22 protein-coding genes are annotated in these 26,127 nt (G+C 72.0%); 16 read left to right on the top strand and 6 right to left on the bottom strand.

From position 1 onward, the window contains the following. Nucleotides 1–188: 188 nt before the first annotated feature. The gene (locus ACIQMU_RS25720; protein WP_402689783.1) at nucleotides 189–905 is read right to left on the bottom strand and encodes an HhH-GPD-type base excision DNA repair protein; all 717 of its coding nucleotides are present in this window, start codon (nucleotides 903–905) and stop codon (nucleotides 189–191) included. Between the two features lie 318 nt (nucleotides 906–1,223). On the opposite strand from ACIQMU_RS25720, the gene ACIQMU_RS25715 reads away from it, so the two are divergent. Further along, on the top strand, nucleotides 1,224–2,135 hold the full coding sequence (locus ACIQMU_RS25715) for a DUF4157 domain-containing protein (protein WP_402689782.1): 912 nt from the start codon (nucleotides 1,224–1,226) through the stop codon (nucleotides 2,133–2,135). 276 nt (nucleotides 2,136–2,411) lie between these two features. Here ACIQMU_RS25715 and ACIQMU_RS25710 read toward each other — a convergent pair whose 3' ends face one another. Further along, entirely contained in the window at nucleotides 2,412–3,752 is a 1,341-nt protein-coding gene (locus ACIQMU_RS25710; RefSeq protein WP_402689781.1) for a hypothetical protein, read from the bottom strand. 213 nt (nucleotides 3,753–3,965) lie between these two features. Here ACIQMU_RS25710 and ACIQMU_RS25705 point away from each other — a divergent pair, with 213 nt between their 5' ends. The 4 genes from ACIQMU_RS25705 to ACIQMU_RS25690 all read left to right on the top strand — a co-directional run bounded on the left by ACIQMU_RS25705 (nucleotide 3,966) and on the right by ACIQMU_RS25690 (nucleotide 9,783). Beyond that, nucleotides 3,966–4,592, top strand: coding sequence for a response regulator transcription factor (locus ACIQMU_RS25705; protein ID WP_352243803.1), 627 nt, complete (start codon nucleotides 3,966–3,968; stop codon nucleotides 4,590–4,592). A gap of 265 nt (nucleotides 4,593–4,857) precedes the next feature. Beyond that, nucleotides 4,858–6,882: a VWA domain-containing protein gene (locus tag ACIQMU_RS25700; protein WP_402689780.1), complete on the top strand. Its 2,025-nt coding sequence runs from the start codon at nucleotides 4,858–4,860 to the stop codon at nucleotides 6,880–6,882. Between the two features lie 55 nt (nucleotides 6,883–6,937). Continuing rightward, nucleotides 6,938–7,711 (top strand): DUF4255 domain-containing protein, encoded by a 774-nt coding sequence (locus ACIQMU_RS25695; RefSeq protein ID WP_402689779.1) that lies wholly within the window; start codon nucleotides 6,938–6,940, stop codon nucleotides 7,709–7,711. Beyond that, a complete protein-coding gene (locus tag ACIQMU_RS25690) occupies nucleotides 7,708–9,783 on the top strand; it encodes an AAA family ATPase (protein ID WP_402689778.1) in 2,076 nt (691 codons plus the stop codon). Before ACIQMU_RS25695 ends, ACIQMU_RS25690 begins: the two co-directional genes overlap by 4 nt. 40 nt (nucleotides 9,784–9,823) lie before the next feature. Here ACIQMU_RS25690 and ACIQMU_RS25685 read toward each other — a convergent pair whose 3' ends face one another. The 4 genes from ACIQMU_RS25685 to ACIQMU_RS25670 all read right to left on the bottom strand — a co-directional run bounded on the left by ACIQMU_RS25685 (nucleotide 9,824) and on the right by ACIQMU_RS25670 (nucleotide 15,021). Continuing rightward, a complete protein-coding gene (locus ACIQMU_RS25685) occupies nucleotides 9,824–10,222 on the bottom strand; it encodes a DNA-binding protein (protein ID WP_352243798.1) in 399 nt (132 codons plus the stop codon). After that, a complete protein-coding gene (locus tag ACIQMU_RS25680) occupies nucleotides 10,222–10,503 on the bottom strand; it encodes a hypothetical protein (RefSeq protein ID WP_352243797.1) in 282 nt (93 codons plus the stop codon). Before ACIQMU_RS25680 ends, ACIQMU_RS25685 begins: the two co-directional genes overlap by 1 nt. A gap of 270 nt (nucleotides 10,504–10,773) precedes the next feature. Then, entirely contained in the window at nucleotides 10,774–11,367 is a 594-nt protein-coding gene (locus ACIQMU_RS25675) for a hypothetical protein (protein ID WP_352243796.1), read from the bottom strand. 15 nt (nucleotides 11,368–11,382) lie between these two features. Continuing rightward, nucleotides 11,383–15,021, bottom strand: a complete 3,639-nt coding sequence (locus ACIQMU_RS25670; protein WP_402689777.1) for a hypothetical protein — start codon at nucleotides 15,019–15,021, stop codon at nucleotides 11,383–11,385. Nucleotides 15,022–15,315: 294 nt separating this feature from the next. Between ACIQMU_RS25670 and ACIQMU_RS25665 the strand changes: the two genes are divergently transcribed. From ACIQMU_RS25665 to ACIQMU_RS25615, 11 genes are all read left to right on the top strand, one after another. Then, nucleotides 15,316–16,878, top strand: coding sequence for a phage tail sheath subtilisin-like domain-containing protein (locus tag ACIQMU_RS25665; protein ID WP_352243794.1), 1,563 nt, complete (start codon nucleotides 15,316–15,318; stop codon nucleotides 16,876–16,878). Between the two features lie 64 nt (nucleotides 16,879–16,942). After that, complete coding sequence (locus ACIQMU_RS25660) at nucleotides 16,943–17,386, top strand: phage tail protein (protein ID WP_018488498.1); 444 nt, start codon at nucleotides 16,943–16,945, stop codon at nucleotides 17,384–17,386. Further along, nucleotides 17,386–17,835: a hypothetical protein gene (locus ACIQMU_RS25655; protein WP_402689776.1), complete on the top strand. Its 450-nt coding sequence runs from the start codon at nucleotides 17,386–17,388 to the stop codon at nucleotides 17,833–17,835. Before ACIQMU_RS25660 ends, ACIQMU_RS25655 begins: the two co-directional genes overlap by 1 nt. Continuing rightward, the gene (locus ACIQMU_RS25650; protein ID WP_352243792.1) at nucleotides 17,832–17,975 is read left to right on the top strand and encodes a DUF6760 family protein; all 144 of its coding nucleotides are present in this window, start codon (nucleotides 17,832–17,834) and stop codon (nucleotides 17,973–17,975) included. The genes ACIQMU_RS25655 and ACIQMU_RS25650 overlap by 4 nt, the downstream gene beginning before the upstream one ends. Before the next feature lie 46 nt (nucleotides 17,976–18,021). Beyond that, nucleotides 18,022–19,866: a hypothetical protein gene (locus tag ACIQMU_RS25645; protein ID WP_402689775.1), complete on the top strand. Its 1,845-nt coding sequence runs from the start codon at nucleotides 18,022–18,024 to the stop codon at nucleotides 19,864–19,866. 150 nt (nucleotides 19,867–20,016) lie between these two features. Further along, a complete protein-coding gene (locus ACIQMU_RS25640; protein WP_097868117.1) occupies nucleotides 20,017–20,454 on the top strand; it encodes a phage tail protein in 438 nt (145 codons plus the stop codon). A gap of 5 nt (nucleotides 20,455–20,459) precedes the next feature. Then, nucleotides 20,460–21,302, top strand: coding sequence for a LysM peptidoglycan-binding domain-containing protein (locus ACIQMU_RS25635; RefSeq protein ID WP_352243790.1), 843 nt, complete (start codon nucleotides 20,460–20,462; stop codon nucleotides 21,300–21,302). Continuing rightward, complete coding sequence (locus tag ACIQMU_RS25630) at nucleotides 21,302–23,266, top strand: VgrG-related protein (protein WP_402689774.1); 1,965 nt, start codon at nucleotides 21,302–21,304, stop codon at nucleotides 23,264–23,266. The genes ACIQMU_RS25635 and ACIQMU_RS25630 overlap by 1 nt, the downstream gene beginning before the upstream one ends. 37 nt (nucleotides 23,267–23,303) lie before the next feature. Next, nucleotides 23,304–23,588, top strand: a complete 285-nt coding sequence (locus ACIQMU_RS25625) for a PAAR domain-containing protein (protein ID WP_352243788.1) — start codon at nucleotides 23,304–23,306, stop codon at nucleotides 23,586–23,588. 9 nt (nucleotides 23,589–23,597) lie between these two features. Continuing rightward, entirely contained in the window at nucleotides 23,598–24,038 is a 441-nt protein-coding gene (locus ACIQMU_RS25620; protein ID WP_352243786.1) for a GPW/gp25 family protein, read from the top strand. Between the two features lie 112 nt (nucleotides 24,039–24,150). Next, nucleotides 24,151–26,127 carry a putative baseplate assembly protein gene (locus ACIQMU_RS25615; RefSeq protein WP_352243785.1) on the top strand — a complete coding sequence of 659 codons (1,977 nt, stop codon included), beginning with the start codon at nucleotides 24,151–24,153 and terminating at the stop codon, nucleotides 26,125–26,127.

Here is a 26,127-nt window from a genome sequence, read left to right as displayed (position 1 = left end):
GTCCTTCCGGTCTGAACGGCTGGTGCTCTGAGCGGCTCAGTATCTGAACGGCTGAACGAACGTGCTGCGAAAGCTAGCGAGTGGGGTGACGCCTGTGAACCTATGTGGCCGGTTCTTATCGGTGGATGGGTGGCGTCGGCCTGATTCGGTGCATGCACACGTCACTTCTCAGGCGTGGCGTCAGACGTCTACGAAACGCCGCCGGGCTGCTTCGGAGAGGTGCCCGGCTGCTTCTCGGAGGCCCTGCGGCCCCTGGTCGACGACGTGCCCGGGCTCTCGGGCGATGCCCCGGGCTTCTTCGCCGCTTTGGCCGCCTTCGCCGTCGCCTTGGCCTCCTGCTTGTACGCGCGCACCTCGACGAGGGTCTTCGGGCCGGTGATGTCGGCGACCGACCGGCGCGATCCGGCCTCTCCGTACGGGCCCGCCGCCTCCCGCCACCGCGTCGGCCGTACGCCCAGCTGCTTGCCGAGCAGCGCCAGGAAGATCCGGGCCTTCTGGACGCCGAAGCCGGGCAGCGCGTTGAGCCGTGCCAGCAGCTCGTCGCCGGTCGCGGCGTCCCGCCACACGGCGCTCGCGTCGCCGTCGTACTCCTCCACCAGGAACTGGCACAACTGCTGCACCCGCCGGGCCATGGAGCCGGGGTAGCGGTGAAGGGCCGGTTTGGCGGTGAACAGCTCGGTGAAGGCGTCCGGGTCGTAGGCGGCGATCCGTCCCGCGTCCAGGTCGTCGGACCCCATCCGTCGCGCGAGGGTGTACGGGCCAGTGAACGCCCACTCCATGGGCACCTGTTGATCCAGCAGCATGCCGACCAGGGCGGCCAGCGGACTGCGGCCGAGGAGCTCGTCGGCCTCCGGATTCTGGGCGATCCGCAGAGTGATGTCCTTGCCGCTGTCGCTGGTGGTCATGCTGCCGATCATCGCGAGCACGGCGTGTGACGGCGACCGGGACTGCGCCGATGGCCTCGTCTCTGTCGGCCGAAGGGAGTAAGGGAGAAGAGGAGGGGAGAGGGGGGCGAGGGGGGCGGGGGAGGTGCAGGCGGGGGAGGTGCGAGGGGGCGCGCGAGGATCGGTGCGGGGGGAGGGTTGTGGTGCGCGGGTCCGTCCGTGCCGCCGGCCTGCCCGATGAGGCAGACCCGGATGCCCCGGCCGGGCCGGGGCGCGGGCTGGACCGTCCCGGGGCCGCGCCGTAATCGTGGAATGCCGAGGACGGTGCGGTCAGGGGAGATGAGCATGGACGCGCACGACATCGAGCAGGAACACCAGGAGCACCATGGACACGGCGCGCGGGAGCCGGCCCACGAGCGCGATGAACAGCGCCGCCAAAGCGCCGCGGAGGCATCCGGGGAGCAGGACCACCACGTCTTCCGGGCAGCCGCCGCCGGCCGGGCCGACGTGGTCGGGGCGGCCGGGATGGGGCTGCTCCAGCGGACGGCCGGCAACGGTGCGCTCGGCGCGATGGTCCAGCGGGCCCGCGCCGGGGCCGCGCAGGCCACCGCCGTACAGGCCGAAGAGAGCGAAGAGGCCGGGCAGGCTGAGCGGACCGAGCAGGCCGGACAGGCCGGACAGGCCGAGGAGCAGCGGTCGCCGGTGCACGACGTGGTCTCCTCCGGCGGTTCCCCTCTCGACACCGACACGCGTACGGACATGGAGAGCCGGATGGGCGCGGACTTCTCCGACGTGCGCGTCCACCACGACTCCGCCGCGCACGAGTCCGCGAAGGGCGTCGGCGCGCACGCGTACACCGTGGGCAACAACGTGGTGTTCCAGCGCGACGCCTACGACCCCGGATCGCCACAGGGCCGCACCACCCTGGCCCATGAGCTGACCCATGTGATCCAGCAGCGCAACGGCCCGGTGGAGGGCACCGAGGCCCCGGGCGGTATCCGGGTCAGTGACCCTTCGGACCGGTTCGAGCAGGAAGCCGTGGCGAACGCGGACCGGGTGCTGTCGGGTCCCGCGCCGGAGACGGCCCCTGCCTCACCCGTGTCCACCCCCGCCCCGGCTGCGGCATCTGCCGTGCAGCGGGCGGCAACCGAGGACGAGGACGAGCAACCCGCCGACGTGCAGGGGTCGTTCGTGCAGCGTGCGGCGGAGAAGAAGGCAGGGGAGGAAGAGGAGGAGAATCCGCCGGCCTGACGAGCACACATCGGCCGGCCCGGCGCACCGCCGCCCCACCGGCCCGGCGCACCGCCGCCCCACCTCCCCGGCGCACCGCCGCACCGCCGCCCCGGCGCGACGGCGGGCCTGCGGGCCTGCGCGTGTGGGCCGGGCCGGCGGGCCAGTCCGTGGGCGTGGCCGGGCCCGCGGTGGTGGCCGGGCCTGCGGATGTGGGCCCCTTCGCGGGCAGGGGCAGGCGCAGGGGCGTGGGCACGGGCGTGTGCGTGGCCGGGTCGGGGTGCGTGCGTGCGTGCGTCAGCCTGCCGTGTCCGGGCGCATCGTTCCGCCCAGGAACATCGAGGACGAGCACCGCGAGGGGGCCGGGGCGCCCACCGGCTTGCCGATCCGCCGGCAGTCGATCGTCATCGTGACCTTGCCGCCCGCGGGCACCTGGATCGGCGTCACGAAGTGGTAGTCGGAGTCGCGGAAGTTCTCCAGCCCGAGACTGAGGACCCGGGTGTCCTCGCCGGCCGTGACGATGACCGTGCCCGCGTCGCCCTGCGGGTTCTGCACCACGATGTCGGTGAGCTGGAAGGTGTGGCCCGCCGGTACCTCCAGAGCCGTCCCGGTGTTCGGGCCGCCGCCCACCGCGTCCCGCACCCGGACCTGCGCGCTGGCCGGGGCGCCCGCCGCCGTGTCGCCGCCGTCGGCGCCCGGGGCCGAAGATCCCGGTGACGGCGTGGGGCCGGCCGAACCGCCGCCCGTGCCCGCTCCGGCGGCGGCCCCACCCCCGGAGCCCGTACCGTCCGGCCCGCCCTCGTCGGGGGCCTCGCTCCGGTCGGCCGCCGCGGCCGACCGCACCGCCTCGGGGGTGACCGCCTCCCGGGCCGCGGACTTCACCGCCGGGCGCAGCAGCGCGTACCAGAGGCCGGCCATGACGAGGACCAGCAGAGCGGCGGTGAGCAGGGCCCGGGGCAGCCAGCGCGGCAGGATCGGCTCCTGCTGGTAGGAACCGTCCACCAGCACAGGGGGCGGTGGTTCCTCGCCCTCGGGCGGCTGCGGGGCGGCGAACACCTGGAAGGCGTGCGTCACCGGCGTACCGCGCCACATCCGCTTCGCCGGGCGGACCCGCAGCTTCGCGAACTCCGCGTGTCCCGGCTCGATCCGGAGCTCGGAGGCGGCGAAGACCACCCGCGCCTGCTCCGTACCGGGCTGGGCTCCGAGCCGTACGGTCACCGGGGTGTTGCCCCGGTTGTCGACGGCGAACTGGTGCCGCCCGCTCCGCGAGCCGTACGAGCTGCGCGGGACCAGCTCGGCGGTCGTCTCGGTGAACGGCAGGACGGTCACCCGGCCCTCGGGCACCACGGTGTCGCCCCGCTCGCCGGTCGGCATCACCCGCACCCCGAACGTCGTCTCGCCCGCGGGGACCGTCGCGTCGCGCGGCGGGCGCATGACCAGGGAGACGGACCCGGAATCGCCCGGATACAGGGAGAGGACGGCGGGTTCCACCGCGGAATAGGCGGCGCATGCGCCGACCACCTCGAAGTGGTATTCCTCGACGGTCCGGCCGGAGTTGAGAATCTGCAGGGAAAGGGTCGTCTCCTCGCCCGGTACGACGGTGACGGACGACGCGTCGAGGCTTGCGGTAAGACTCATACGGCGGACCGTAGAACCGGGCTGGAGGGCGGGCACCGGTCACGGAGGAACACTTTCGGGCAGATGTGATGCCCGGAGTAACCTTTCCGTTTCCTCCAAGGTAAGAACGGGAATCCTCAGACCGCCTCACAACGGATGAGGCGGACGAATACAGCTGTGGAGCTTGTGCCTGCTGTGTGACGCTTCCGGCTGGTGCCCAGGGGGAGCATTCGCATGGAGCGCATCACTGTCGTTTTACGCGCGCAGGACCCGATTTCCCAAGCCGGAGTGGCCAGTCAGTTACGGGCCCGGCCCGAGGTCAGTGTCATCGAGCGGGGCGACGGCCAGCCGGTGCCCCAGGTCGTGGTCATGGTGGTGGACGCGGTGGACGACGAAGTCCTGCGCGTCCTGCGCAACATCCAGCGCACCAGCACCTGCCGCACGGTGCTGGTGACCACGGACATCGACGAACAGAAGCTGGTGAGCGCCGCGGAGTGCGGGGTCGCGGGGGTCGTCCGGCGGGCCGAGTCGACCCCGGAGCACCTGGTGCAGGTCATCGGCACGGTGGCGCGCGGCGAGGGCCACCTCCCCTCCGACCTGCTCGGACGCCTCCTCGAAGAGGTCGGCAGGCTCCAGGGACAGGTGCTGGGCCCGCGCGGCCTGCACTTCACCGGGCTGGCCGCACGGGAGGTGGACGTGCTGCGCCTGGTCGCCGAGGGGTACGACACCGCGGACATCGCGACGAAACTGGCGTACTCCGAGCGCACCATCAAGAACGTGCTGCACTCGGTGATGACCCGGCTGCAACTGCGCAACCGTTCCCACGCGGTGGCCTACGCGATGCGCCAGGGCCTGATCTGACGGCCGGTCCCCGCACACCGCCGCTGCACTCCGGTCCCCGCACACCGCCGCTGCACTCCGGTCCCCGCACACCGCCGCTGCACCCCGGTTCCCGCACACCGCCGCTGCACCATCGGGCAGTCCGGTCTTCCCGCGGAAGTGGCTCGCCTCTCTCTGCACCGAGACGGCCGGCGCGGGACGGTGGTCCCCGAGTACCGGGCGGGCCGGACGCGGGGAGGGGAACGCTGTGCGCTGGTTTCAGCCAGGGACGGGACCGCGAAGGCGAGTGGCCGGACTCGTCCTGCTGCTGGCCGCCGGCCTGGTCCCCGCCTCGGGGGCGAGCGGCGTGGCGTCCGCCGTGCCCGCCCCGCCGGAGCCGTGGGTCACCCCGGCGACGCTGGAGGAGGCACTCGATCCGGGCGGTTCGACAGGGGTGGACAAGCAGGTGCGGACCCCGGCGATCCCGCCCCGGCCGGATGTGGTGCTGCTGGTGGACGGGACGGCGAGCATGGCCGACCCGATCGACAGCGTCCGGGAGAACCTGCCCGACATCACCGACAAGATCCTCGCGGAGCAGCCGGATTCGCGGTTCGCGGTCGCCACGTTCGGTGATCAGGAGGGCGACGTCGACGCGGGATTCGCCGTACTGACGGCGCTGACGGACGACTTGGAGAAGGTGCAGGACGGCGTCGACCTCCTCAGGACAGACCTCGGTGGTGACAGCCGGGGCCCTTCGGAGGACTGGATCAACGGGCTGTGGCAGATCGCCGACGGGGCGGGCGGCACGACGGTGTTCCGCGACGGCGCGAGCCCGGTCGTCGTGCTGGTGAGTGACGCCTCCAGCCACTCGCCCAGCAACGGCCACACCATCGACGACACGATCTTCGCGCTCCAGGACAAGGGCGTCCGGGTGATCGGCGTCGATGTCGAGAGCACGATCGGCGACGGCCTCAACGGCAACGGCGACGCCGGAAACCCGGACTACGTCGAGGACCCGCCCACCACGCCGGGCCAGGCCACCCGCATCATCGAGGCCACCGGCGGCCGGCTGCTCGAAGGCATCGACGGGGACCGGGTCGCCGAGGCGATCGTCGACGGCTTCGACAACCTCCCCACCTCTGTCGGCTACCGCCTCGACGCCTGCGACCCGCATCTGACCGTCGCCCTCGATCCGCCCACCCGGCAGCTGACCAGCGGCGGGACCGCGCACTTCGCGGAGACCGTCGATGTGTCGGAGGACGCTCCGCAGGGCGCGACGCTGACCTGCACCGTGCAGTTCCTGCTCGGTACCCAGGTCCCGGGGACGGACACGGTCGGACCGGCCGCGGTGCCCGATCCGGACTTCCAGCAGCGGATCAGCATCGCCGTGAACGACGTCGACGCCCCGGTCGTCACCGTGGACGACCGTACGGCCAGGGCTCGGGACGACGACGGCGTATCCATCGACTACACGGCCACGGCGACCGACCCGCAGGACGGGGCGCTGCCGGTGACCTGTACCCCGCCGTCCGGATCGCTCTTCCCGGTCGGAACGACGACGGTCACCTGTTCCGCCACGGACTCGGCGGGCAACACGGGGGCGGACACGGCCCGGTTCGAGGTCCTGGAACCCGTCGTCCCGCCGGACCCGCCCGCTCCGCCGCCCCCGCCTCCGCCTCCGGTCTCGGACCTTGCCGTACGGGCCGATGTCAGCCCGGACCGTACGTACGTGGGCCGGCCCGCCGCCGCCCGGTTCACGATCACCAACGCGGGGCCGGACACGGCGACCGGCGTGGTCATCGGGACCTCGTGGCCGGGGACGAAGGAGGCGAAGGACCGGAGCCTCCCGGCCCTGAGCAGGTGCACGGCGGCGCGGCCCTGCACGGTCCCCGCCGGGGGCCGGGTCGAGGTGACGCAGAGGGCGATCTACCGGGCGGCGGTCACCGGTGACGTGCGGGCCACTGTGCGCGGCACGCTGCCCGACCGGCGCGCCGCGAACAACCGGGACACGGACCGGCTGAGGGTCCTGAAGCCGTCGCTGACGGTCACTCCGCAGGTCGTGAAACCGGGGCAGCCGGTGCTGGCGCGGGGCAAGGACTATCCGCCGGGCGAGACCGTACGTTTCACGTGGAACATCGGCATCACCGCCGACCGGTCGGGCGTACGCGTCGGGCGCGACGGCACCTTCGAGGTGCAGGTTCTGGTCCTGCGCAAGGACACGCTGGGCCCGCGCCTCCTGCGGGCGGAGGCCCGGGACCTCCCCCGCCTCCGCGAACCGGTCCTGGTCGTCCAGCACAACCTCCAGCCCCCGGACTTCGCGGGCCGGTCATGAGTGCGGCCGGCTGTGCGGTCATGAGTGTCCCCCGCGCGTCGAAGGCGGTCATCGGATGATCCACGAGGTGGACGACGTCCTGCGGGCCCTGATCCGGGCCGAGGTGCTGGAGGGCCGCCAGATCGCGGTGGTCTTCGACGCCCCGACCCGGGAATGGGCGGCCAAGGTCAACGCCCCGATGGTCAATCTCTACCTCTACGACATCCGCGAGGACATGCGGCGTCGGGAGCGCGGCCTGCACAACGAGTACGACGAGCGCGGGGCGATCGTCGCGCGGCGCCGCCCGCCGCGCTTCTTCAAGCTGTCGTACCTGATCACGGCGTGGACGAAGCGTCCGGAGGACGAACACCGCCTGCTCTCCTCGCTGCTGGCCTGCCTGCTGCGGTACGAGGCGCTGCCGCCGGAGCGGCTGGCGGGCTCGCTGGCCGAGGTCGGGGCCGCCGTACCGATGTCGATCGCGCTGCCGCCGCCGGAGGACCGGTCGTTCGCCGATGTGTGGAGCGCGCTCGGGGGCGAGCTGAAGCCCTCGCTGGACCTGGTGATCAGTGTTCCGGTGACGGCCTCGCCGGTCTACGAGGCCGGCCCGCCGGTGGGTGACGAGGGGCTGCGGGCGCAGTTCGGCGACGTACCGGCGCCCGGGGAGGACGCGGGCGGAAGAGAGGGCGCGACGGAGGCGCAGCCGGGCAGGCCGGGTCTGCCGGTGTACGGGTCGCACCCTGGGCGGCCGGCCCGGGAGCCGGCCCGGGCCCCGGGCCGTGAACGGGTGCGTGCGGTGTCCCTACGGATCACGGAGCGGCGAGGCATGCCGCCCGAGGGCGGGGACGTATGACGGCGCGGGACGCCGTCGGCCCGGACCTCCGCCATCTGCTCGCCCGGGCGGCGGCCGTGGAACGGCGCATCCGGCACGCGGTGGAGCTGCGGCGGAGCGCCGATCCGGACCCCGACGACGACTTCCGGGGGCTGTATCTGACGGACGAGACCATCGCGCGGCTGCTGGACGAGGAGGCGGCGAGGGGGTTTCCCGCACGGGAGGGCCCCCCGGCCCCGGGCGCGCTCGACGGACCCCCGGACGAGGAGGCGGCGGAATCCCGACTGGCCAGCCTCGCCCGGGAGTTCGGCCTCACCGCGCTCGACACGGAGATCCTGCTCATCGCGCTCGTACCGGATCTGGACGACCGCTTCGAGGCTTTCTACGGCTACCTGAACGACGACGTCTCCCGTCGCCGCCCGTCCATCGGGCTGGCCCTGGGCCTGTGCGGCGTGGCCCTCTCCGACCCCGCGGCCCGTGCCCGGCTGGCCGCGGGGGCGCCGCTCCGGGCCGGCGGACTGCTCCTGGCGGAAGACCTGAACCGCCCATTCCTGAGCCGTGCGCTGCGTGTGCCGGACCGGGTGGCCGCGCACCTGCTGGGCGACGACTCCCCGGACCCGCGGCTGGCGGACCTGCTGGCCCCGTGGCAGGCCGTGCCTGGAGTGGGCGACCCGGCCCCGCTCGCCGGAGTCCTCGCCGACGGTGCCGCGCTGGCCTACCTGAGCGAGGACCAGGGCGGCGCGGGCACGGCGCTGGCCGCGTCGGCGCTGACGCGGGCGGGCCGGGAGGTCCTGGGCCTGGACCTTGCCCGGCTGGCGGAGGACCCGTCCCCCGCCGAGGCGGTACGCGCCCTGGTCCGGGAGGCGCGCCTGACCGGGGCGGGCCTGGTCTGCGCGCCGCTGGACGCGGTGTCCCGGGAGCGCCCGGGGCTGCTCCGGCTCCTCACGGCCACCCCGGTCCCGACGGTCCTGGTGGGCCGGGCCCCCTGGGACGCGTCCTGGTCGGTCGCCCCGCCCCTGCTGCTGCACGCGCCCCGGGTGGAGCCGTCGGCGAGGGGTGCGCTGTGGCGGGACGCGTACCGGCTCCGGGAGGACGCGCCGCTCCCGGCCGCCATCGCCCCGGACCAGCTGCTGGCCCCCTTCCTCCTCACCCCGGAACAGATCACCGGAGCCGCCCGCTCCGCCGCGCAGGCGGCCCGTCTGGCGGGCGGCGAGCTGACTGCGGACCACGTACGGCGAGGAGCCCGCGCCCAGAACGCGGCGGGCCTGGATCGCCTGGCCCGCCGCATCGAACCCACGGTGACCTGGGGCGACCTGGTCCTCCCGCCCGACACCCACACCCAGCTCCGCGAACTCACGGCCCGCGCCCGGCACCGTGACCGGGTGCTGGGGGAGTGGGGGATGAGGCCGGGCGGGGGCAGGGGCCGGGGAGTCTCGGCGCTGTTCGCGGGCGACTCCGGTACGGGCAAGACGATGTCGGCGGAGGTGATCGCAGCCGACCTGGGGCTGGACCTGTACACGGTCGACCTGGCGACGGTGATCGACAAGTACGTGGGCGAGACGGAGAAGAACCTGGAACGGATCTTCACGGAGGCGGCGGGCGTGAACGGCGTGCTCCTCTTCGACGAGGCGGACGCGATCTTCGGCAAACGCTCCGACGTGAAGGACGCGCACGACCGCTACGCCAACGTGGAGAGCGCCTACCTCCTGCAACGCATGGAGTCCTTCGACGGCCTGGCCATCCTCGCCACCAACCTGCGCGCCAACCTGGACGACGCCTTCACCCGCCGCCTGGACCTGGTCATCGACTTCCCGGTCCCGGACCCCGAACAACGCCTGCTCCTCTGGGACCGCTGCCTGGGCCCGACGCTCCCCCGGGGAACGGACCTGGACCTGCCCTTCTGCGCCGAGAACTTCGAGCTGGCGGGCGGCAACATCCGCTCGATCGCGGTGACGGCGGCGTACCTGGCGGCGGATGCGGGAGGGGCGGTGACGATGGAGACGGTGATCCACGCGATCCAACGGGAGTACCAGAAGCTGGGGCGGCTGACGCTGGCTTCGGAGTTCGGGCCCTATCTGGGGCTGGTGACCTGAGAGGCGGGAACCAGTCAGCGGGCGCGGCCGCGAGCGGGGTTCAGACCTTGACGATCCGCACGCGGTTGCCGCAGAGCTTGGTCAGGTCCTCGGGATCGGATGTCAGGATCACGGCCGGCTTCGGAGCGTGTAGCGCGGTGGCGGCGACCACGGAGTCGATGGCGTACTTGTGCCCGTGCAGACCCGCGTCGACGAGCAGCGCCATCGCCGTCCGCCCGATCTCCTCGGTGACCGGCTCCACGTGCAGCCGGGAGACCGACCAGTTGAAGCGGGCTGAGTTCACCCGCGCATGGTGTGCCTCGATGAGGGTGAGGATGCTGGTCACGACCCGCATGTCCTCCTGTTCGGCCCCGCGCACCAGGGCCATGACGCGGCGGTCGTCGGCGACCACCTTCGACAGCCCTTCACTGTCCAGGACGAGGGTGCCCGGCCGGTTCATCAAGCCGCGCTCCCCACGCCGCCCTCGGCGTCTCCGCGCAGCAGGGCACGGGCGGCGTCGATCTCCGCCTGACTGAAGTCACCGTGCTCCGCCTCGTGGGCGGCGGTCAACTCCGCGAGGTTGTCACGCTCGATCTGGCGCTGCACGGCGGCGTCCACGTAGGCGGAGAACCCGCGCTTCCCGACGCGCGCGCGGACGGCGGCGATGTTGCCGGCGTGCAGGCTGACGGAGACGTTGGCGGTGGGACCTTCGCCGGCTCTGTAGGTCACGTCGTCGCTCATGGACCCATTCTAATATCTCTTGTAGTAGAGAGAGGGGTACGCGCCTTCCGGCACGTGAGCCTGGCCTTCGCTCATCGCGGCCTCGTACCCTCGCGCGCTGCGCGGACATGATCATGGCCCCTTGGGGCGACCGGGGTATCCGCGACGACAGGGCGGCAACATCCGCTCGATCGCGGTGACGGCGGCGTACCCGGCGATGGTGCGGGGGACGCTTCACCGAGTTCCGTGACCTCGTGATTATGGTCCTGGGCGGCCATCTGGCCGTCGGGTTCAGCGAGCCCGAGTGATCTCCCCCTGCCACGTCCTCATCGCCACGATATGGGAAAGCATGCTTGAGTAGGAGGCGAAGGCCGGTTTGACGATTTTCTTCACGGGAGAGCCATCTTCCACGGCATACGCCAGGTCGTCTCCTCCGCATTCGAAGATGCGTTCGTCGTCCATGTTCCGGATGTCGACCATCAGGTAGGAGTCGTCCGATCCGTGCCACCCCCCCACTACGTATCCATGCGCATGTTCCAGGAAGGCTGCCCGTGTTTCGTCGCCGGCTTGGCCGAGACCAAGGGCGTACCAGATTTCTACTTCCACTTCGGACATTTCGATGTTGTAGTCGTAGGAGTCGAACTGCACCAGTAGTGGAGGGTGAACGAAAGCGAGCGCAGACCGGAGTCGCCGGAGATGCGGTGGCAGCGCCACACCGTCGTTGGACTCGGTGGCGTCCAGGGAATCTTCGGTATCTCTGGTGAAGGTGGACAAGGGGAACCGTTCGATGAACCTAGAGTAGTTCCGCTTGTGATCCTGAGACAGATCGGCATTCCACACCCAGGATGCTGCCGCACTGGCGCCACCACGTGTGTGCTGCACCATTGAACACCTCGCCTCTCACTTGTCCCATTCGTCGAAATTTTTCACCACTTCAATGTGGTGAGCCTGTTGCCCAATGGATGTCACGGCCTCATTGTCTTTGTCCACAGACGAGGGATGGATCGGATGCGGGAAGGGGGAGTTTCCATCCCATATCCAATCTGTCATTACGCTCCGCAGGCCCTGCACGGCGTCGTTTACCGATCCGCTGCTCGTGAAGGCAGAGTTGAGCTCCCTGTGAAATTTTCCGTTCGAGCCCCCGTGTTGAACCATCGGCCCGTTCGTGTAAGTCCGTGCACCAATAACTCCGGTGAAATACACGGCGCCGACATGCCCTTGGGGGACGCTGTACTTGCTTCCGTTCTCCTTTGTCTCTCGCGCAGACTTCGAGGGGAAGAAGACGAGACGTTGGGTTTCGCTCCTCAGCTTGTGCTGAACATCGATCCACTTGGCGCCGTCGGTATAGTCCCTGGCTCGCTTGGTGACGGCCAGGATGTGCTTGGAGGGGAGCCATTCATGATTCCCGTCAACGGCTCGACGGAATTTATTGCTGACTGCGCGCTGCACCTCCTTGTCCGACCAAGCCCCCTCAAAGAAGGCCATATCGACGGTATATTTTGTGCCGTCCACCTCGACAGAGACGGATTTATTGTCGGCCATCTTCTTCAGGAATTCGATTGTCCCTGCCGAGTTCATTGCCGCGCGAATGACATCCTTCTTTTCTGCCGTATTCAGGGCGGCCACGCCGACCACGCTTCCAGGGCTTGCCACCGCAACTATCTCGTATCGGTTGTTCTTGTGCGGTCTGGCGTACAGTTCTTTCAATCCCTGGGGGCGTAAACTACCGAGGACATCGGCAATGATGCCGTTCAACGACTCCTTGTCCTTCAACGGTTCGGCCGTGGGTGCGGATAGCATCTCGTGGGCCTTGCGCTTGACGTCCTGACTCTTTTCGGTGTCTTTCCCCTTCCTGTTCTTCGGATCGGACTTACCCTTGCGCTTCGCCCACAGCGCCCTGCCCTTCTTCGCGATGAAGGCGACGATCTTGTCGATCGCTCGGGTGACCGGTCGTGACACCGACTGGAAGACCGACTTGACCTTGTTGGCCAGGCCGCCGATGCCCAGCAGGGCGGCGAGGAACCCGATCAGGAGGGGGACGCTCGTGGCGAGGGCGGCTTCGATGAGCTTGGGGACGCCGGCCTGGCCGCCGTTGGCGATGGCGATGACCGCGTCCAGGACCGCGTTGACGAAGTCCGCGATCTGGGCGCCCTGGGTCACGATGAACGTGACGATGTCGATGATTCCCTTGACCGCGCGGACGAACGCGGAGGCGGGGTTGAGCAGGGAGATGATCCAGGTGATGCCCGCGATGAGGACCGTGGGGACCAGGTAGGTCGTCAGCTTGCCGAGGATGGTGGCCTTGAGGTCGCCCGCTTCCGCCTGGATCTCCTTGACCGCGCCGGCGGGGCCCTCGGCGGCGAGGTTCTTCGCCACCGGGACCGAGGTCTCCACCGCCGACATCGCCTCATCGGGGACGCCCTTGCGGGTGATGCGGGTGCGGATGTTGTCCCAGGTCAGGCCCAGCATCGAGCCGATGAGCTGGATGATTCCCTTGAGGTCGAACCTGGCCGGGAGGTCCAGGCCGGCCTTCACCGCCGTACCGAGCAGCCAGGAGACGACGCCGGTCTTCAGGTGGTCGGCGATGTTCGTGATGAACAGGTTCAGGCCCGCGCCGACCGCTCGTACCAGGTTGCCCAGGAAGCCGATCGGGTCCTTGATGATCTTCATGATCGCGGAGGCGGCCTTGGCGAGGATGCCGAGGAGCAGGTTCTTCAGCTCGTTGATCGTCTTGATGGCGCCGACGATGGCGTCCTTCGCTTTGTCGATCAGGCCCTTGTTGGCCTCCTGGAGCTTCTTGATCTCCTCGTCGATCTTGTTCAGGGCGGCCGTGTACTTCTGGGCCAGGTCCTGGACCAGTTGTTCCGACTTCTCGTCGACTGTGGCTTCCAGGTCGTCGAACTTGCCCGCGAAGTCCTTCGCCGCCTCCTCGCCGAACTGCTTCAGGTCGGCGGGGAGTCTGTCGACCGCCGCCTTCAATTCCGCGCGGCCCTTCGCGATTCGGGCCTTGGCCTTGCCCAGCTCGGCGCCGATGATGTCGGCCACCGAGGAGACGACCGCCTGCATCCGGGAGACGTAGAGCTTGCGGGACTCCTGATAGAGGTCGTTCGCCTCCTTCGGCAGGCCGGCGAACTTGTCCTTGATCCAGCGGCCCTTTCCTCTGAGCCCCGAGTACCGCTTGTCCTTGTACTTCTTCATCCGGCTCTTGTGGTCGGCCGTGAACGCGTCCCTGGCCGCCTTCTCACCCGACGTGAACGCGGTGTCGACCTTCTTGTCCAGGCCGGACAGGGTGTCCTCGACGTCCTTCTTCGTGCCGTCGTAGACCTTTTGCAGCTTCGCCGTGACCTCGGCGCGCTTCTTCTCGTCCTTCGACTTCGTGTCGTTCTTGCCGCCGTCCACCTGTTTCCCGGCGGTGGCCCGGGTCGCCGTGAGTCCCGCCATCGCCTGGGCTCCGGAGGCCGCCGCGTTCTCCTTGGCGGTGGAAAGCTCCTGGTTCTCCGCCGTCTTCCCTTTCGCCGGGGCCTTCGCCGCGTCGGCCTCGGAGGTCTTCTTCGCCGACAGCGCCTCCGTGAACTCCGGCTCGTTGCCCTTGGCCAGTTGCTCCTCGGTGACGTCGGCGTCCGCCATCGCCTTGTCGTTCTGCGCCGGCCCCTCGGAGAAGTCCGTGACGGCCGCGGGCTGCTTCTCGGGGACCGCGTCCGTGGCGGACGGCGCGCCCGGGTTGCCCGGGGCCTGGTCCGGGGTGAGCGGGGTGACCTTCTTGTCCTTGGCGGCGGAGGTGTCGGGCGGGGCCTTCGTGGCCGTGTCGATGTCCTCGGCCGAGGCTTCCTTGCCGTCGCCGACCTTCCCGTCGACCTCCGCCTTGACCTGCTCCGCCTTGCCGGACTCGGCGAACTTGTCCGCCTCGTCGAGGTTCTTGGGCGCCTGGGCGTCGATCGCCTGGTTCACCGCGTCGATGAACGCCTTCTTGTCGAACTCCCCGGGCTTCGCCGCGTTCATCTTCTCGGCGTTCGCCGCCTTGCCCTGTGCCTCCTTGTCGTCCGGGGGCGCCACCGCCGCGTCCTGCGACGCCTTCGACTCACTCGCCGCCGGGGCGTGCGCGGCGAGCCGGGTCTTCTTCGCCGCCACGTCGGCCTTCACGCTGCGGAAGCGCGGCGACTGCCCGGGGGACGGCTTCACCGGGGCGGTGTACCGCTGGGCGACCAGCCGGGACACCGCCCCGTTCCCGGCCATGCGCTGCAACCGCTGGATGGAGCGGCGGTCGGGGGGCGGGGCGGTGGTCGCCCGCTCCGTTCGCGGTGCTGCCGAGCGGGAGATCCGGAGGTCCGGAGCGACCGCGGAGACGTCGTGGTCCGGGGCGACCGCGGAGGAGTCGTGGTCCGGAGCGTGTGCCGTGCCGTGGGTCGGAGCGCGTGCCGTGCCGTGGTCCGCGGCGTGACCGGTGTCCAGGACCGGGGCCTGCACGGTGTCGAGGGCGGGCGCGCGTACCGCGTCATGACGGGCCGGCGTGACGGAAGGCTTCTCCGGAACCGCCCTCATCCGCCCTCCCCGCCCCTCCCGCTCCCGCCGGCCAGGGGCCGCCCGGGTGTGGTGCATGCGTGTGGTGGCTGCCACTGTGCCGGGCGGCCCCGGGGGCGTACGGAGCGCGGGCGGTCCCTCGTACGGGGCAGGGCGGGGCGACACCGGAGGCGCGGTCGGGTTGCCTCATCGGGCAGCCCTCGATGCGCGGCAGGGCGGCCGACCGTCCGTTCCCGGTGATCGCCGCGGTGGCGAGAATGGCCCGCGTCACCCGGTCGAGCAGTGTGTTCAGGAGTGTGTCGAGGAGAGGCCCTTATGCCGTCGTACCTGTCCCCCGGCGTCTACGTCGAAGAGGTCGAGTCCGGATCCCGGCCGATCGAAGGGGTGGGCACCTCGGTCGCCGCCTTCGTCGGCTTCGCCCAGAAGGGCCCCTTCGACGAGCCGACGCTGATCACGAACTGGAGCCAGTTCGTCGCCGCGTTCGGCGACTTCGTCGACGGCGCCTACCTCGCGTCCGCCGTCTACGGCTTCTTCTCCAACGGCGGCGGTGTCTGCTACATCGTGCGGGTCGCGGACGGCACGGCGGACGCGGAGGACGGCGAGCGGGGAGAGGACGCCAACGGCGAGGCCGGGGAGCTGCCCGTCGGCGCCGAGGCCCGGGTCGGGCCCTACGCCGTGCGCCCCCGGCCGGGGGTGAGCGGCGAGATCAGTGTGGAGGTCGCGCCGGTGGAGGGCGACGATCCGCCCGCCGACGTCTTCCGGTTCCTGGTGAAGCGCGACGGACAGGTCGTGGAGACGTACCCCTCCGTCACCACCAAGCGCAGCAAGGACAACGTCGCGACCCGCGTCAACGCGAAGTCCGAGCTGATCGAGGTACGGGAGTCGGGGCGCGGTGCCGCCCCCGCCCCGCCCGCGCCGCAGACGGTGACCCTCGCCCCGGCCGCCCCCGCCGCCGGCGGCTCCGGTGCGCTGGCCCCCGAGGTGTACGTCGGGGACGCCGACCGCCGTACGGGTCTCGGCGGCCTCGAAGCGGTCGACGAGGTCACCATGATCGCCGTGCCCGACCTGATGAGCGCGTACGAACGCGGCCTGCTGGACCTGGAGTCGGTGCTCGCGGTCCAGCAGGGGCTGATCACCCACTGCGAGCTGATGGGGGACCGTGTCGCGATCCTCGATCCGCCGCCCGGCCTCACCCCGCAGCAGATGCGCGGCTGGCGTACGGGGCAGGCCAACTTCGACTCCAAGTACGCCACGCTCTACTACCCCTGGATCAGCGTCGCGGACCCGGCGTCCGGGCGCGCCGCCCTCGTACCGCCCAGCGGGCACATCGCCGGGATCTGGGCGCGCAGCGACGACACGCGCGGGGTGCACAAGGCCCCGGCGAACGAGGTCGTCCGTGGAGCCGTCGCGCCGGCGACGCAGCTCACCAAGGGCGAGCACGACCTCCTCAACCCCATCGGGCTGAACTGCATCCGCGCCTTCCCGGGGCGGGGCATCCGGGTATGGGGCGCACGGACCCTCGCGTCCGACCCGGCCTGGCGGTATCTGAACGTCCGGCGACTCTTCAACTACCTGGAGGAGTCGATCCTCGCCGGTACGCAGTGGGTCGTCTTCGAACCGAACGACGACGCCCTGTGGGCCCGGGTCCGGCGCACCGTCTCGGCGTTCCTGGTCAACGAGTGGCGCAAGGGGTCGCTGTTCGGGCTGACCCCCGAGGAGGCGTTCTACGTGAAGTGCGACCGCGAGACGAACCCGCCGGAGAGCATCGACGCGGGCCAGGTCATCTGCGAGATCGGGGTCGCACCCGTCAAGCCGGCCGAGTTCGTGGTGTTCCGGCTCTCGCAGCTGACCGGCGGCAGCGGCGGTGTCGACGAATGAGCGCCCACCGTGCCCGCGTCGACCGCTGACAGCCCGTTCCCGAGCCCGGCGTAAGGAGTTTGCTGTGCCACTTCCCGATCTCGACAGTTCCGTCGGGCATTCCTTCGGCCTCGAATTCGACAGCGTCATCATCAAGCAGATCACCGAGGTCAGCGGTCTGAAGATGGAACAGGACGTCATCGAGCTGAAGCAGAACACCGCCGACGGCAAGTACGCCATCAAGAAGCTGCCCGGCCGCCCCAAGGCCGGTGAGGTCACCGTGACGCGCGGGCTCACGGAGGACAACAGCTTCGAGCGGTGGATCAAGGACTCGCGGTTCGGCCGCATGACGAACGCCCGGCGCAACGGCGCCGTCATCGTCTACGACTACGAGGGCCTGCCGATCAAGCGGTACAAGCTCATCAACGCCTGGCCGAAATCCCTGGAGATCGGCACCCTCAAGGCCGGCGACACCTCGGTGCTGACCGAGAAACTGGCGATCACCTACGAGAGCATGGAACTCGACTGATGCGCCGCTCGGTCCAGTTCCAGAGCGCGGAGCAGGTCGCGGGCGGCGGCAGGGGCGGCTCCGCGCAGCGACAGGAGCCGCTGCGGACGGAGTTCGGGTTCGAGCTGCCCCGCGGTTACGTCGACGAGTCGGGCGCGGTCCACCGCACCGGCGTGATGCGCCTCGCCACCGCACGCGACGAACTGGTCCCCCTGCGGGACGACCGGGTGCGGGAGAACTCGGCCTATCTGTCGGTGGTCCTCATCTCCCGGGTCGTGACGCGCATCGGCACCGTCGAGGACATCCACCCCGGCGTCATCGAGGACCTGTTCGCCTCCGATCTGGCCTTCCTCCAGGACTTCTACCGCCGGATCAACGCCGAGGGCCACACCCGCGCCGCCGTCACCTGCCCTTCCTGCGACGAGGAGTTCGCGGTGAATCTCGCCGGTGGCCGCCTGGGGGAATCGTGACGTACGCGGCCGACCTGCTCTACGAGGAGGTCGCGTACCTCGCCTACCACTTCCACTGGCCGCTGGACGACCTGCTGGACCTGGAACATCCGGAACGTCTGAAGTTCGTCGCTCAGGCCGCCCGCCTCAACGGGCACTAGCCGACGGCCGGGCGGGACACACCGTGCACGGGAGGACGAGGAGCTCATGGGGTTGATGTCCTGGCTGCGGGGCGGCCGCGGCGGTGCCGCCCGCTCCGGCGACGCGCCCGCCCCCGCGCCCGTGGCCGACCGTGGCGACCGGGTCGACGTGAACCGGCTGGAGCCGCTCCAGCGGGTCGTCTCCGGGCAGCGGCTGACAGCGGGGCCGGGGGAGTTCGAGGCTTCCCTCACGACCCGCAGGGACACCGTGCTCGGGACCCCGCTGGGGCATCTGGTGAGTCCTGAGGCTCCTGCCGGACTCGTGCGCGGGGTCGGTGTCGCGGAATCCGCCCCGTCTCCGGCGCAGTCGCCGGTCTCGGCTCAGCGGTCCGTGGACATGCCGCAGCTGGGGCCGGTCACCCGCTTCGGCCGGGTGGACGGGCCCGGGGCCGTACCCGTGCGCGGGCCGGCTTCGCCGGGGCTGGTGTCCGCGCCCGTATCCGTGCCCGTACAGCGTCTGTACGGGGGTGAGGGCCCGGCCATGACGTCCGCCGCCGGGCCGGAGAGCGGCCCCGGGGGCGGGGAGGGGCTGCCCGTACGGCGGCTGGTGGGGGAGCGGCCCGTCGTGGCGGAGCCCGCTGTTCCGGACTCGCCGCCCGCCCCGTCCTCCTCTCCGGACCCGCCGTCCGCCCCGGGCTCCTCTCCGGACCCGCCGCCCGCCCCGTCCTCCTCTCCGGACCCGTCGTCCGCCCCGGGCTCCGGCTTGGGCGTCCAGCGGGCTGCCACGCCTCCGGCGGACGAGCGGCCCCGGCGGGCGGCCGGGCTCGGGGCGCCCCTGCCCGGGCTGCCGCCGACCGCTCAGCGTCGGGCCGCCTCCGCCTCCGATGCCCACGAGAGCCGGGTGCCACCTGCTGATCCGGTGGCGTCCGGCCCTTCGGATGTCCTGGGGCCGGGGGAAGCGGACCGGCCCACCGCTCCCTTGCTCGGTGACGATCCGCTGGTGGGGGAGGTGTTCCCGAGCCGTCCCGACGGCCCGGCAGCCGACGACGCGCCCGCTGCCGTGGGCGCTGGGGGCGGAGCGGGCCATGCGGCTGGCGCCGGTGGCGCCAGCGGTGTCGGTGATACCGCTGACGCCCGTGGTTCCGTCCAGCGGTCGGCCGGCCCCCTCCCGCTCGCCGACCCGTCTGCCCCGGCCGGCAGCGGGCCCCTCGCGCCCCTCCTGGGCGATCGGCCCCTGATCCCTCGGAACGTCGACGTACAGCGTGCCGTCGAGCCGCGCCCCCAGCCTGCCGCGGGGGACGCGCCGCACCACGCCCCCGAGGGCGTACCGGTCCGGTGGACCGGGACGGCCGACCGGGGGCCGACGGCCGGTCCCGGTGTCGCCGTGGGGCCCGCGTCCCCGTCGACCGCCCCCGCCGGTGCGCCCTCCGCGCATTCCGCGCCCCTCCAGCGGCAGTCGGCCGGCGGGCCTCCGGCGCCGGCCTCGGCGGCCCCTTCGCTGCCGGCGCCGGGCTCCGGACCTGCGCGTGGTCTGCCCTCGGCCGGTGCCGTGGCGGTGGCGGCCGGGGTGGCGCAGCGGATGGCCGACGGCAGTGTCGTCTTCCGGGGCGCCCCGGCGTCCGGGACGTCGCGGCCGGTCGTCCAGCGGGACGCCGAGGTCTCCGAGCCGGTGGAGGAGCCGCCGCCGCCCGACCCCGATCCCGTGGCGGAACCGGAGGACGGCGTGGAGGCCGAGGCCGGCTCCGTAACCGGGACGGGAGATGCCGGGGCTGCCCCGAACGACGGCACGCGGTCCCCCGGCGTCACGGACGAGCTGGTCCGGGCCCTGTACGCCCCGTTGAGCCGGCTCCTGAAGAACGATCTCCGGCTGGAACGCGAACGCGCCGGTCATCTCATCAACACCCGCCACTGACCCACGGCCGCCAGAACGGTGGCCCCCCTGACCGACGCGACCGCCCGCCTGACCGCCACCCGTGGACCGACGTGACCGCCTGACCGCCACCCGCCGACTGACGAGACGACCGCCTGACCGCTCCACCGACCCAACTGAGAGGTACGTGTCATGGCCACCGCCCAGGACAGCGACCCCGCCGTCAGCGTCTGCTTCGTCGTGACGATCGACGACATCGAACTCGGGTCGTTCAACACGTGCGAGGGCCTCGGCTGTGAGGTGGTCCTCGAAACACGCGAGGAGGGCGGCAACAACGGGCATCTGTGGCAGCTGCCGACCCGGCTGAAGTACTCCAACGTGAAGCTGTCCCGGCCGCTCACCCGGGAGACGGAGAAGGTCGCGCGCTGGTTCGCCACGATGACCACCGGCTTCAGCCGGAAGACCGCCCATATCGAGGCGCGTACGGGGGACGGCCAGAAGGTCGCCCAGTGGGGACTGCTGGAGGTGGTGCCGGTGCGCTGGACCGGGCCGAGGTTCACGCCCGAGTCGCCGAAGGTCGCGATGGAGACCATCGAGATCGCCCACCACGGCTATGTGATGGAGGGCTGAGGGCGATGAGCGGTGCGGGTCCCATCGCGTTCAGCGCGGCCGGTACGTCGGGGGCGGCCTCGGCGGCGAAGGGCGGTTCGGCGCGGCCCAAGCTGGAGCACGCCTACCTGGAGCTGCGGACCCCGCCGACCGGGGGCGGGCTGACGCCGGGCGGGCCGTGCGGGCGGATCGACTTCCAGTTCAACCCCAAGGAGCTGAGCCTGACCAAGGCGGCGTCCTGGAAGCGGAGTCCGGCGAAGGGGGCGAAGAGTTCGGGGCCGCCGGAGTACCAGGGCTCGGGGCCCAGCAAGCTGACCGTGGAGATGTTCTTCGACGCCAGTGACACCCAGGACACCCGGGTCGTCACCTCGGTGGAGCAGCTCTTCGCGTGCTGCGTGCCGACGGACGAGACCCGGCAACAGCAGCGGTCGTCCCCGCCGTGGGTCGTCTTCCACTGGGGCGGGCTGACCGGCTTTCCCGGGTACGTCAGCCAAGTCGCCGCGAAATACACGCTGTTCACGACCTCCGGCGTGCCGATCCGGGCGGTCTGCCAGGTCACGATGGAGGAGATCAGCGGGGAGACGCCGGGCCAGAACCCGACCTCGGGCGCGCTGGCCGCCCGGCGCGTCCACCGCGTCGGCTCGGGCGACTCGCTGCCCTCGCTGGCCCACCGGGAGTACGGCGACCCGGGGGCCTGGCGGGTGATCGCCGAGGCGAACGGGATCGACGACCCGATGCGCCTCGCGCCGGGCACCCAGCTCCTGCTGCCCGCCCTGGACGAGCTGGCCCGGCTCAGGGACCAGGGCAGGGGTGCGGCGGCCCGGGGCCGGGACGCCGGGGTCCAGGACGCCGGCCGGGGGCGGGGCTGATGGCGCAGCAGGGGGTTTCCACGGCGTTGACGGTGGAGTTCGGCGGTGCGCCGCTGCCCGCGAAGTTCGTGAACACGCTGGTCGAGGGCTATGTCGACGACAGCCGTACGCTCCCCGACCTGTTCCTGCTGCGGTTCCGGGACCCCGACCGGGTGCTGCTGGAGCAGGCCGGGCTGAAGATCGGCACCGAGGCCCGGCTGCTGGCCCGCGCGGGCGGCGGCGCGGCCCCGAAACCGTTGCTGGAGGGGGTTGTCACCGCACTGGAGGTGGAGCTGGACGAGTCCGGCACGTTCACCGTCGTCCGGGGGCTCGACGAGTCGCACCGGCTGTTCCGGGGGCGGCGGGTGGCCAGCTACCAGAACATGACCCTCGCCGACGTCTGCGGCCAGGTCGCCCAGCGCGCGGGACTGAAACCGGGCCCGGTCGACATCGCCGGCCCGGTGCTGGAGCACATCGCCCAGCCCAACATCACCGACTGGGAGTTCGTGCGCGGCCTCGCGGAGGAGGCGGGCGCGCAGGCGTACGTACGGGACGGGCAGCTGCACATCACGAAGCCGGCGGAGGCGGGCGGCGCACCCGACTCCTCGGCGCGCGCCGAACGCGACCCGCTCGTCCTGGAGCTGGGCAGCAACCTGCTGCGCTGCCGGGCCGGGGTGTCGGCCGCCGAGCAGGTCTCCGAGGTGGAGGTGCGCGGCTGGGACGTCGGGGCGAAGCAGCCGCTGGTGGGCCGGGCCCCGGCGGGCGCCTCCCCGACGCTGGAGCTGGGGGTGACGGCGGCGGAGGTGTCGGCCCCGTTCGGAGAGGCCCGGTTCGTGGTGACCGACGCGGCGTACGGGGCGCAGGCCCAGGTCGACCAGGCGGCGAAGGCGCTGGCGGAGCGGATCGCCGGGTCGTTCGCGGAGCTGGAGGCGGTGATCCGGGGGAATCCGGAGGTGCGGGCGGGCAGTGCGGTGGCGCTGAACGCGGTGGGCGCGCCCTTCGAGGGCCGGTACACGGTGACGACCTCGCGCCACGTCTTCGACGCCGTACGCGGTTACGAGACCTGGATCACCGTGTCGGGGCAGCAGGAGCGGTCGCTCTACGGGCTGACGGGCGGATCGCCGGGCGGCGGTTCGCGGTGCGCGGGGCTGGTCAGCGGGACGGTGACGGACACCCAGGACCCGGAGGGGTCGGGGCGGGTCAAGGTGCGCTTCCCCTGGCTGTCCGACGAGTACGCGAGCGACTGGGCGCGCACGGCGCAGTCGGGCGGCACGGGGGGCGGTGAGGCGTTCATCCCGGAGGTGGGCGACGAGGTGCTGGTCGGCTTCGAGCACGGGCACCTGGACCGGCCGTACGTCCTGGCGGGTCTGTACAACGGGCAGGACAGGCCGGGGGGCGGGGGCGCTTCCGCCGGGCCCTCCGGGGCTCCCGGAGCTGCCGGTGCCCCAGTAACCGGTGTGCCCGGCGCTCCGGGCTCCGCCGGTGCCGCCGGCGCGCCGGGAGGCGCGGGAGACGGCGGGGAGGCGCTCGTCGACCCCACCACCGGAGCGGTGAACCGCCGCGCCTTCGCGTCGAAGAGCGGAAACCGGCTGGAGCTGCTGGACGCCGCGAACGGCCCGCAGGGCGTCCGGCTCCGCACCGGTGACGGCAAGCTCACGATCGACCTCGACCGCAGGGGCACCGCCATCGTCATCGGCAGCGACGGCAGCGTGACGATCGAGGCCAAGGAGCGGGTCTCCATCCGGGCGGCCGACGGCGTCGCCCTGGACGCGGGGCGGGGCCCCCTCGAACTGGCCGGTGAGAGCGTCACGTTGTCGGCGCGCGGCGGGGTGTCCGTGGACGGCGGCACCGGGAAGATCGGCATCGCCGCCCAAGGTGCGGTGGAGGTGCGGGGCGGTGAGGTCACGGTCGACGGCAGTCGCCGCACGGAGGTCCGGAGCGGCGGCTCGGTGACCGTCAACGCCCCCATGGTCAAGCTCAACTGACACGACGTCAACGTGATGGCGACGAGAGGAGACCGGCATGTCCCCAGCAGCCCCCGCCGCCCGGGTGGGCGACCCCACGGGCCACCCGGGCACGGTCGGGCCGCCCGGAGTCCTGTCCGTGCTCATCGGCGGGAAGCCCGCCGCCACCGTCGGGACCGCCCACCAGTGCGCCTCGCCCGCCGCCCATCCGCCGACCGTCCTCGCGCCGCCCGGCAGCACGACGGTGTTCATCGGCGGACAGCCTGCCGCTCGCGTCGGGGACCTGGCGGGCTGCGGCTCGCCGGTGGTGTCCGGCTGCCCGACCGTACTGATCGGCGGGTGAACCGGGCCCATGGGACAGCAGTTCATCGGCGCGGGCTGGGCGTTCCCGCCGCGCACGGACGCCACCGGGTCCATCGCGCTGGTGCGCGGCGAGCACGAGCTGGAGGAGTCGATCCGGCTGATCCTGGCGACCTCGCCGGGGGAGCGGCCCATGCGCCCGGAGTTCGGCTGCGCGGTCAACGACTACGTGTTCGCCCCGGCGGACGCGGGGACCGCCGGGCAGCTCGCGTACGAGGTGCGGCTGGCGCTGGAGCGCTGGGAGCCGCGGATCGAGGTGACGGAGGTCGTCGTCCGGTTCGACGCGGCGGACGACGGCGTCCTCTACATCGACATCGGCTACACCGTGCGCGGCGCGAACGACCCCCGCAACCTCGTCTTCCCGTTCTACGTGATCCCGCAGCACGCCGACGGGGCCGAGGCGCCGGCCGACGACCAGGAGGCGGGCGCATGACCGTGTCCGGCCCGAGCAACGCGCGAGGCGGGCGCATGACCGTGTCCGGCCCGAGCAACGCGCGAGGCGGGCGTACGGACCCGTCCGCCCCGAACGACGAGGAGGCGAGGGCGTGACCCTGCCCAGCCCGCATCTGGACGACCGCACCTTCCAGGGCCTGGTCGACGAGGCGAAACGCCTGGTGCAGCAGCGCTGCCCGGAGTGGACCGACCACAACGTCTCCGACCCCGGGGTGACCCTGATCGAGGCGTTCGCGACCATGGTCGACCAGCTCGTCTACCGGGTGAACCGGGTCCCGGAGAAGAGCTACCTCACCTTCCTCGACCTGATCGGGGTGCAGCTCCACCCGCCGACCGCCGCCCACACCGAGGTGACGTTCCGGCTCTCCGCACCCCGCCCCGAACCGGTGCCGGTGCGCGCCGGAACGGAGATCGCGACCGTCCGCACGGAGACCGAGGAGGCGGTCGTCTTCACCACCTCCGAGCCGCTCTCCATCGTGCCGTGCGCCTTCGCCCACCTCGCCACCTGGCCCTCGCCCGGGGAGGCCGTCGACCGGACCGAGGAGCTGGCGCTCGGCCGGGACGTGCCGGTCTTCGGCGCCACGCCCGCCCCCGGCGACTGCCTGTACGTCGGTCTGTCGGCCGCCGTGCCCGCGGGCGTACTGGCGCTCCGGCTGGACTGCACGGTGGACGGGGTGGGCGTCGACCCCCGGCGGCCGCCGATCCTGTGGGAGGCGTGGGACGGGTCGGGCTGGGCGGTCTGCGAGGTGGAGAAGGACGACACGGGCGGATTCAACCGGTCCGGCGAGCTGATCCTCCACCTGCCGCGGGCCCATGCCCCGGCGGCCGTCGTACGCCGCACCGGCGGCTGGCTCCGCTGCCGGCTGATCGAGGCGGAGCCGGGGCAGCCGACGTACATGGCCCCGCCCGTCGTCCGCGGGATCACCGCGTTCACCATCGGCGCGACCGTCGCCGCCGAGCACGCCGAGACCGTCACCGACGAGGTGCTGGGCCAGGCGGAGGGCGTCCCCGGACAGGTGTTCCGGCTGGCCCGGCCGCCGGTGGTGCCGGGGGAGTTCGTGGTCGAGGTGACCGACCCGGCCGCGCCCGACGCCGCCGCCGGCTCGGACATCACCCGCTGGACGCGGGTCGACGACTTCGCGCACTCCGGGCCCGAGGACCGGCACGTCACGCTCGACCCGAACGCGGGACGCGTCGAGTTCGGTCCGGCCGTGCGCGAACGGGACGGCTCCGTACGCCACTACGGCCGCGTCCCGGTCAAGGGCGCCACCGTCCGGGTCCGCTCCTACCGCACGGGCGGCGGGCTGCGCGGCAACGTCGCCCGCTCCACCCTCCGCGTCCTGCGCAGCGCCATCCCGTACGTCGCCCGGGTCGAGAACCGCCGGCCCGCGCTCGGGGGCGTGGACGGCGAGAGCGTCGACAGCGCCCGGGTGCGCGGACCCATGACCCTGCGCACCCTGCACCGGGCCGTGGTCCCGCACGACTACGAGCTCCTGGCCCGGGAGATCGCCCCGGACGCGGCCCGGGTCCACTGCATCCGGGCCGGTTCGCAGGAGAGCGCGGCCGACGCGGACGGGGTGCGGCTGCTCGTCGTGCCCTCCGGGCGCAGCGACGAGCAGGGCCGGATCGGGTTCGACGAGCTGACCCCGCCCGCGAACACGCTCGCCCTGATCGCCGGGCACCTGGACGCCCGGCGGCCGGTCGGGGCCCGGCTGGTCGTCGAGCCGCCGTTCTACCAGGGCGTCACCGTCGTCGCCCTGGTCCAGGCGGAGCGCGGCGCGGTCGCGGAGCGGGTCCGGGAGAGCGCGCTGGCGGCGCTGTACGGGTACTTCAACCCGCTCACCGGCGGGCCGGCCGGGGACGGCTGGCCGTTCGGCAGGCCCGTCCAGTCGGGAGAGGCGTTCGCGGTGCTCCAGCGGGTGCCGGGGATCGACCTGGTGGAGGACGTACGGCTCTACCGGGCCGACCCGGTCACCGGCGAGCGCACCGACGCCACCGCGAAGATCCCGCTGGACCCGCACGCCCTGGTCTTCAGTTACGAGCACCAGCTCCGGGTGAGGGGGGCCTGA

It is taken from the genome of Streptomyces sp. NPDC091649 (assembly GCF_044756785.1).
GTDB lineage: Bacteria > Actinomycetota > Actinomycetes > Streptomycetales > Streptomycetaceae > Streptomyces.
Note: the sequence above shows the minus strand (reverse complement) of the source record. Positions and strands in the feature narration are given on the sequence as shown.

Coding starts and splice junctions, on each gene's coding strand:
- ACIQMU_RS25635 (WP_352243790.1), top strand. CDS start 20,460: ATGAGCGGTGCGGGTCCCATCGCGTTCAGCGCGGCCGGTACGTCGGGG.
- ACIQMU_RS25720 (WP_402689783.1), bottom strand. CDS start 905: ATGACCACCAGCGACAGCGGCAAGGACATCACTCTGCGGATCGCCCAG.
- ACIQMU_RS25690 (WP_402689778.1), top strand. CDS start 7,708: ATGACGGCGCGGGACGCCGTCGGCCCGGACCTCCGCCATCTGCTCGCC.
- ACIQMU_RS25640 (WP_097868117.1), top strand. CDS start 20,017: ATGGCCACCGCCCAGGACAGCGACCCCGCCGTCAGCGTCTGCTTCGTC.
- ACIQMU_RS25710 (WP_402689781.1), bottom strand. CDS start 3,752: ATGAGTCTTACCGCAAGCCTCGACGCGTCGTCCGTCACCGTCGTACCG.
- ACIQMU_RS25675 (WP_352243796.1), bottom strand. CDS start 11,367: ATGGTGCAGCACACACGTGGTGGCGCCAGTGCGGCAGCATCCTGGGTG.
- ACIQMU_RS25695 (WP_402689779.1), top strand. CDS start 6,938: ATGATCCACGAGGTGGACGACGTCCTGCGGGCCCTGATCCGGGCCGAG.
- ACIQMU_RS25665 (WP_352243794.1), top strand. CDS start 15,316: ATGCCGTCGTACCTGTCCCCCGGCGTCTACGTCGAAGAGGTCGAGTCC.
- ACIQMU_RS25685 (WP_352243798.1), bottom strand. CDS start 10,222: ATGAACCGGCCGGGCACCCTCGTCCTGGACAGTGAAGGGCTGTCGAAG.
- ACIQMU_RS25705 (WP_352243803.1), top strand. CDS start 3,966: ATGGAGCGCATCACTGTCGTTTTACGCGCGCAGGACCCGATTTCCCAA.
- ACIQMU_RS25645 (WP_402689775.1), top strand. CDS start 18,022: ATGGGGTTGATGTCCTGGCTGCGGGGCGGCCGCGGCGGTGCCGCCCGC.
- ACIQMU_RS25680 (WP_352243797.1), bottom strand. CDS start 10,503: ATGAGCGACGACGTGACCTACAGAGCCGGCGAAGGTCCCACCGCCAAC.
- ACIQMU_RS25630 (WP_402689774.1), top strand. CDS start 21,302: ATGGCGCAGCAGGGGGTTTCCACGGCGTTGACGGTGGAGTTCGGCGGT.
- ACIQMU_RS25715 (WP_402689782.1), top strand. CDS start 1,224: ATGAGCATGGACGCGCACGACATCGAGCAGGAACACCAGGAGCACCAT.
- ACIQMU_RS25670 (WP_402689777.1), bottom strand. CDS start 15,021: ATGAGGGCGGTTCCGGAGAAGCCTTCCGTCACGCCGGCCCGTCATGAC.
- ACIQMU_RS25625 (WP_352243788.1), top strand. CDS start 23,304: ATGTCCCCAGCAGCCCCCGCCGCCCGGGTGGGCGACCCCACGGGCCAC.
- ACIQMU_RS25655 (WP_402689776.1), top strand. CDS start 17,386: ATGCGCCGCTCGGTCCAGTTCCAGAGCGCGGAGCAGGTCGCGGGCGGC.
- ACIQMU_RS25620 (WP_352243786.1), top strand. CDS start 23,598: ATGGGACAGCAGTTCATCGGCGCGGGCTGGGCGTTCCCGCCGCGCACG.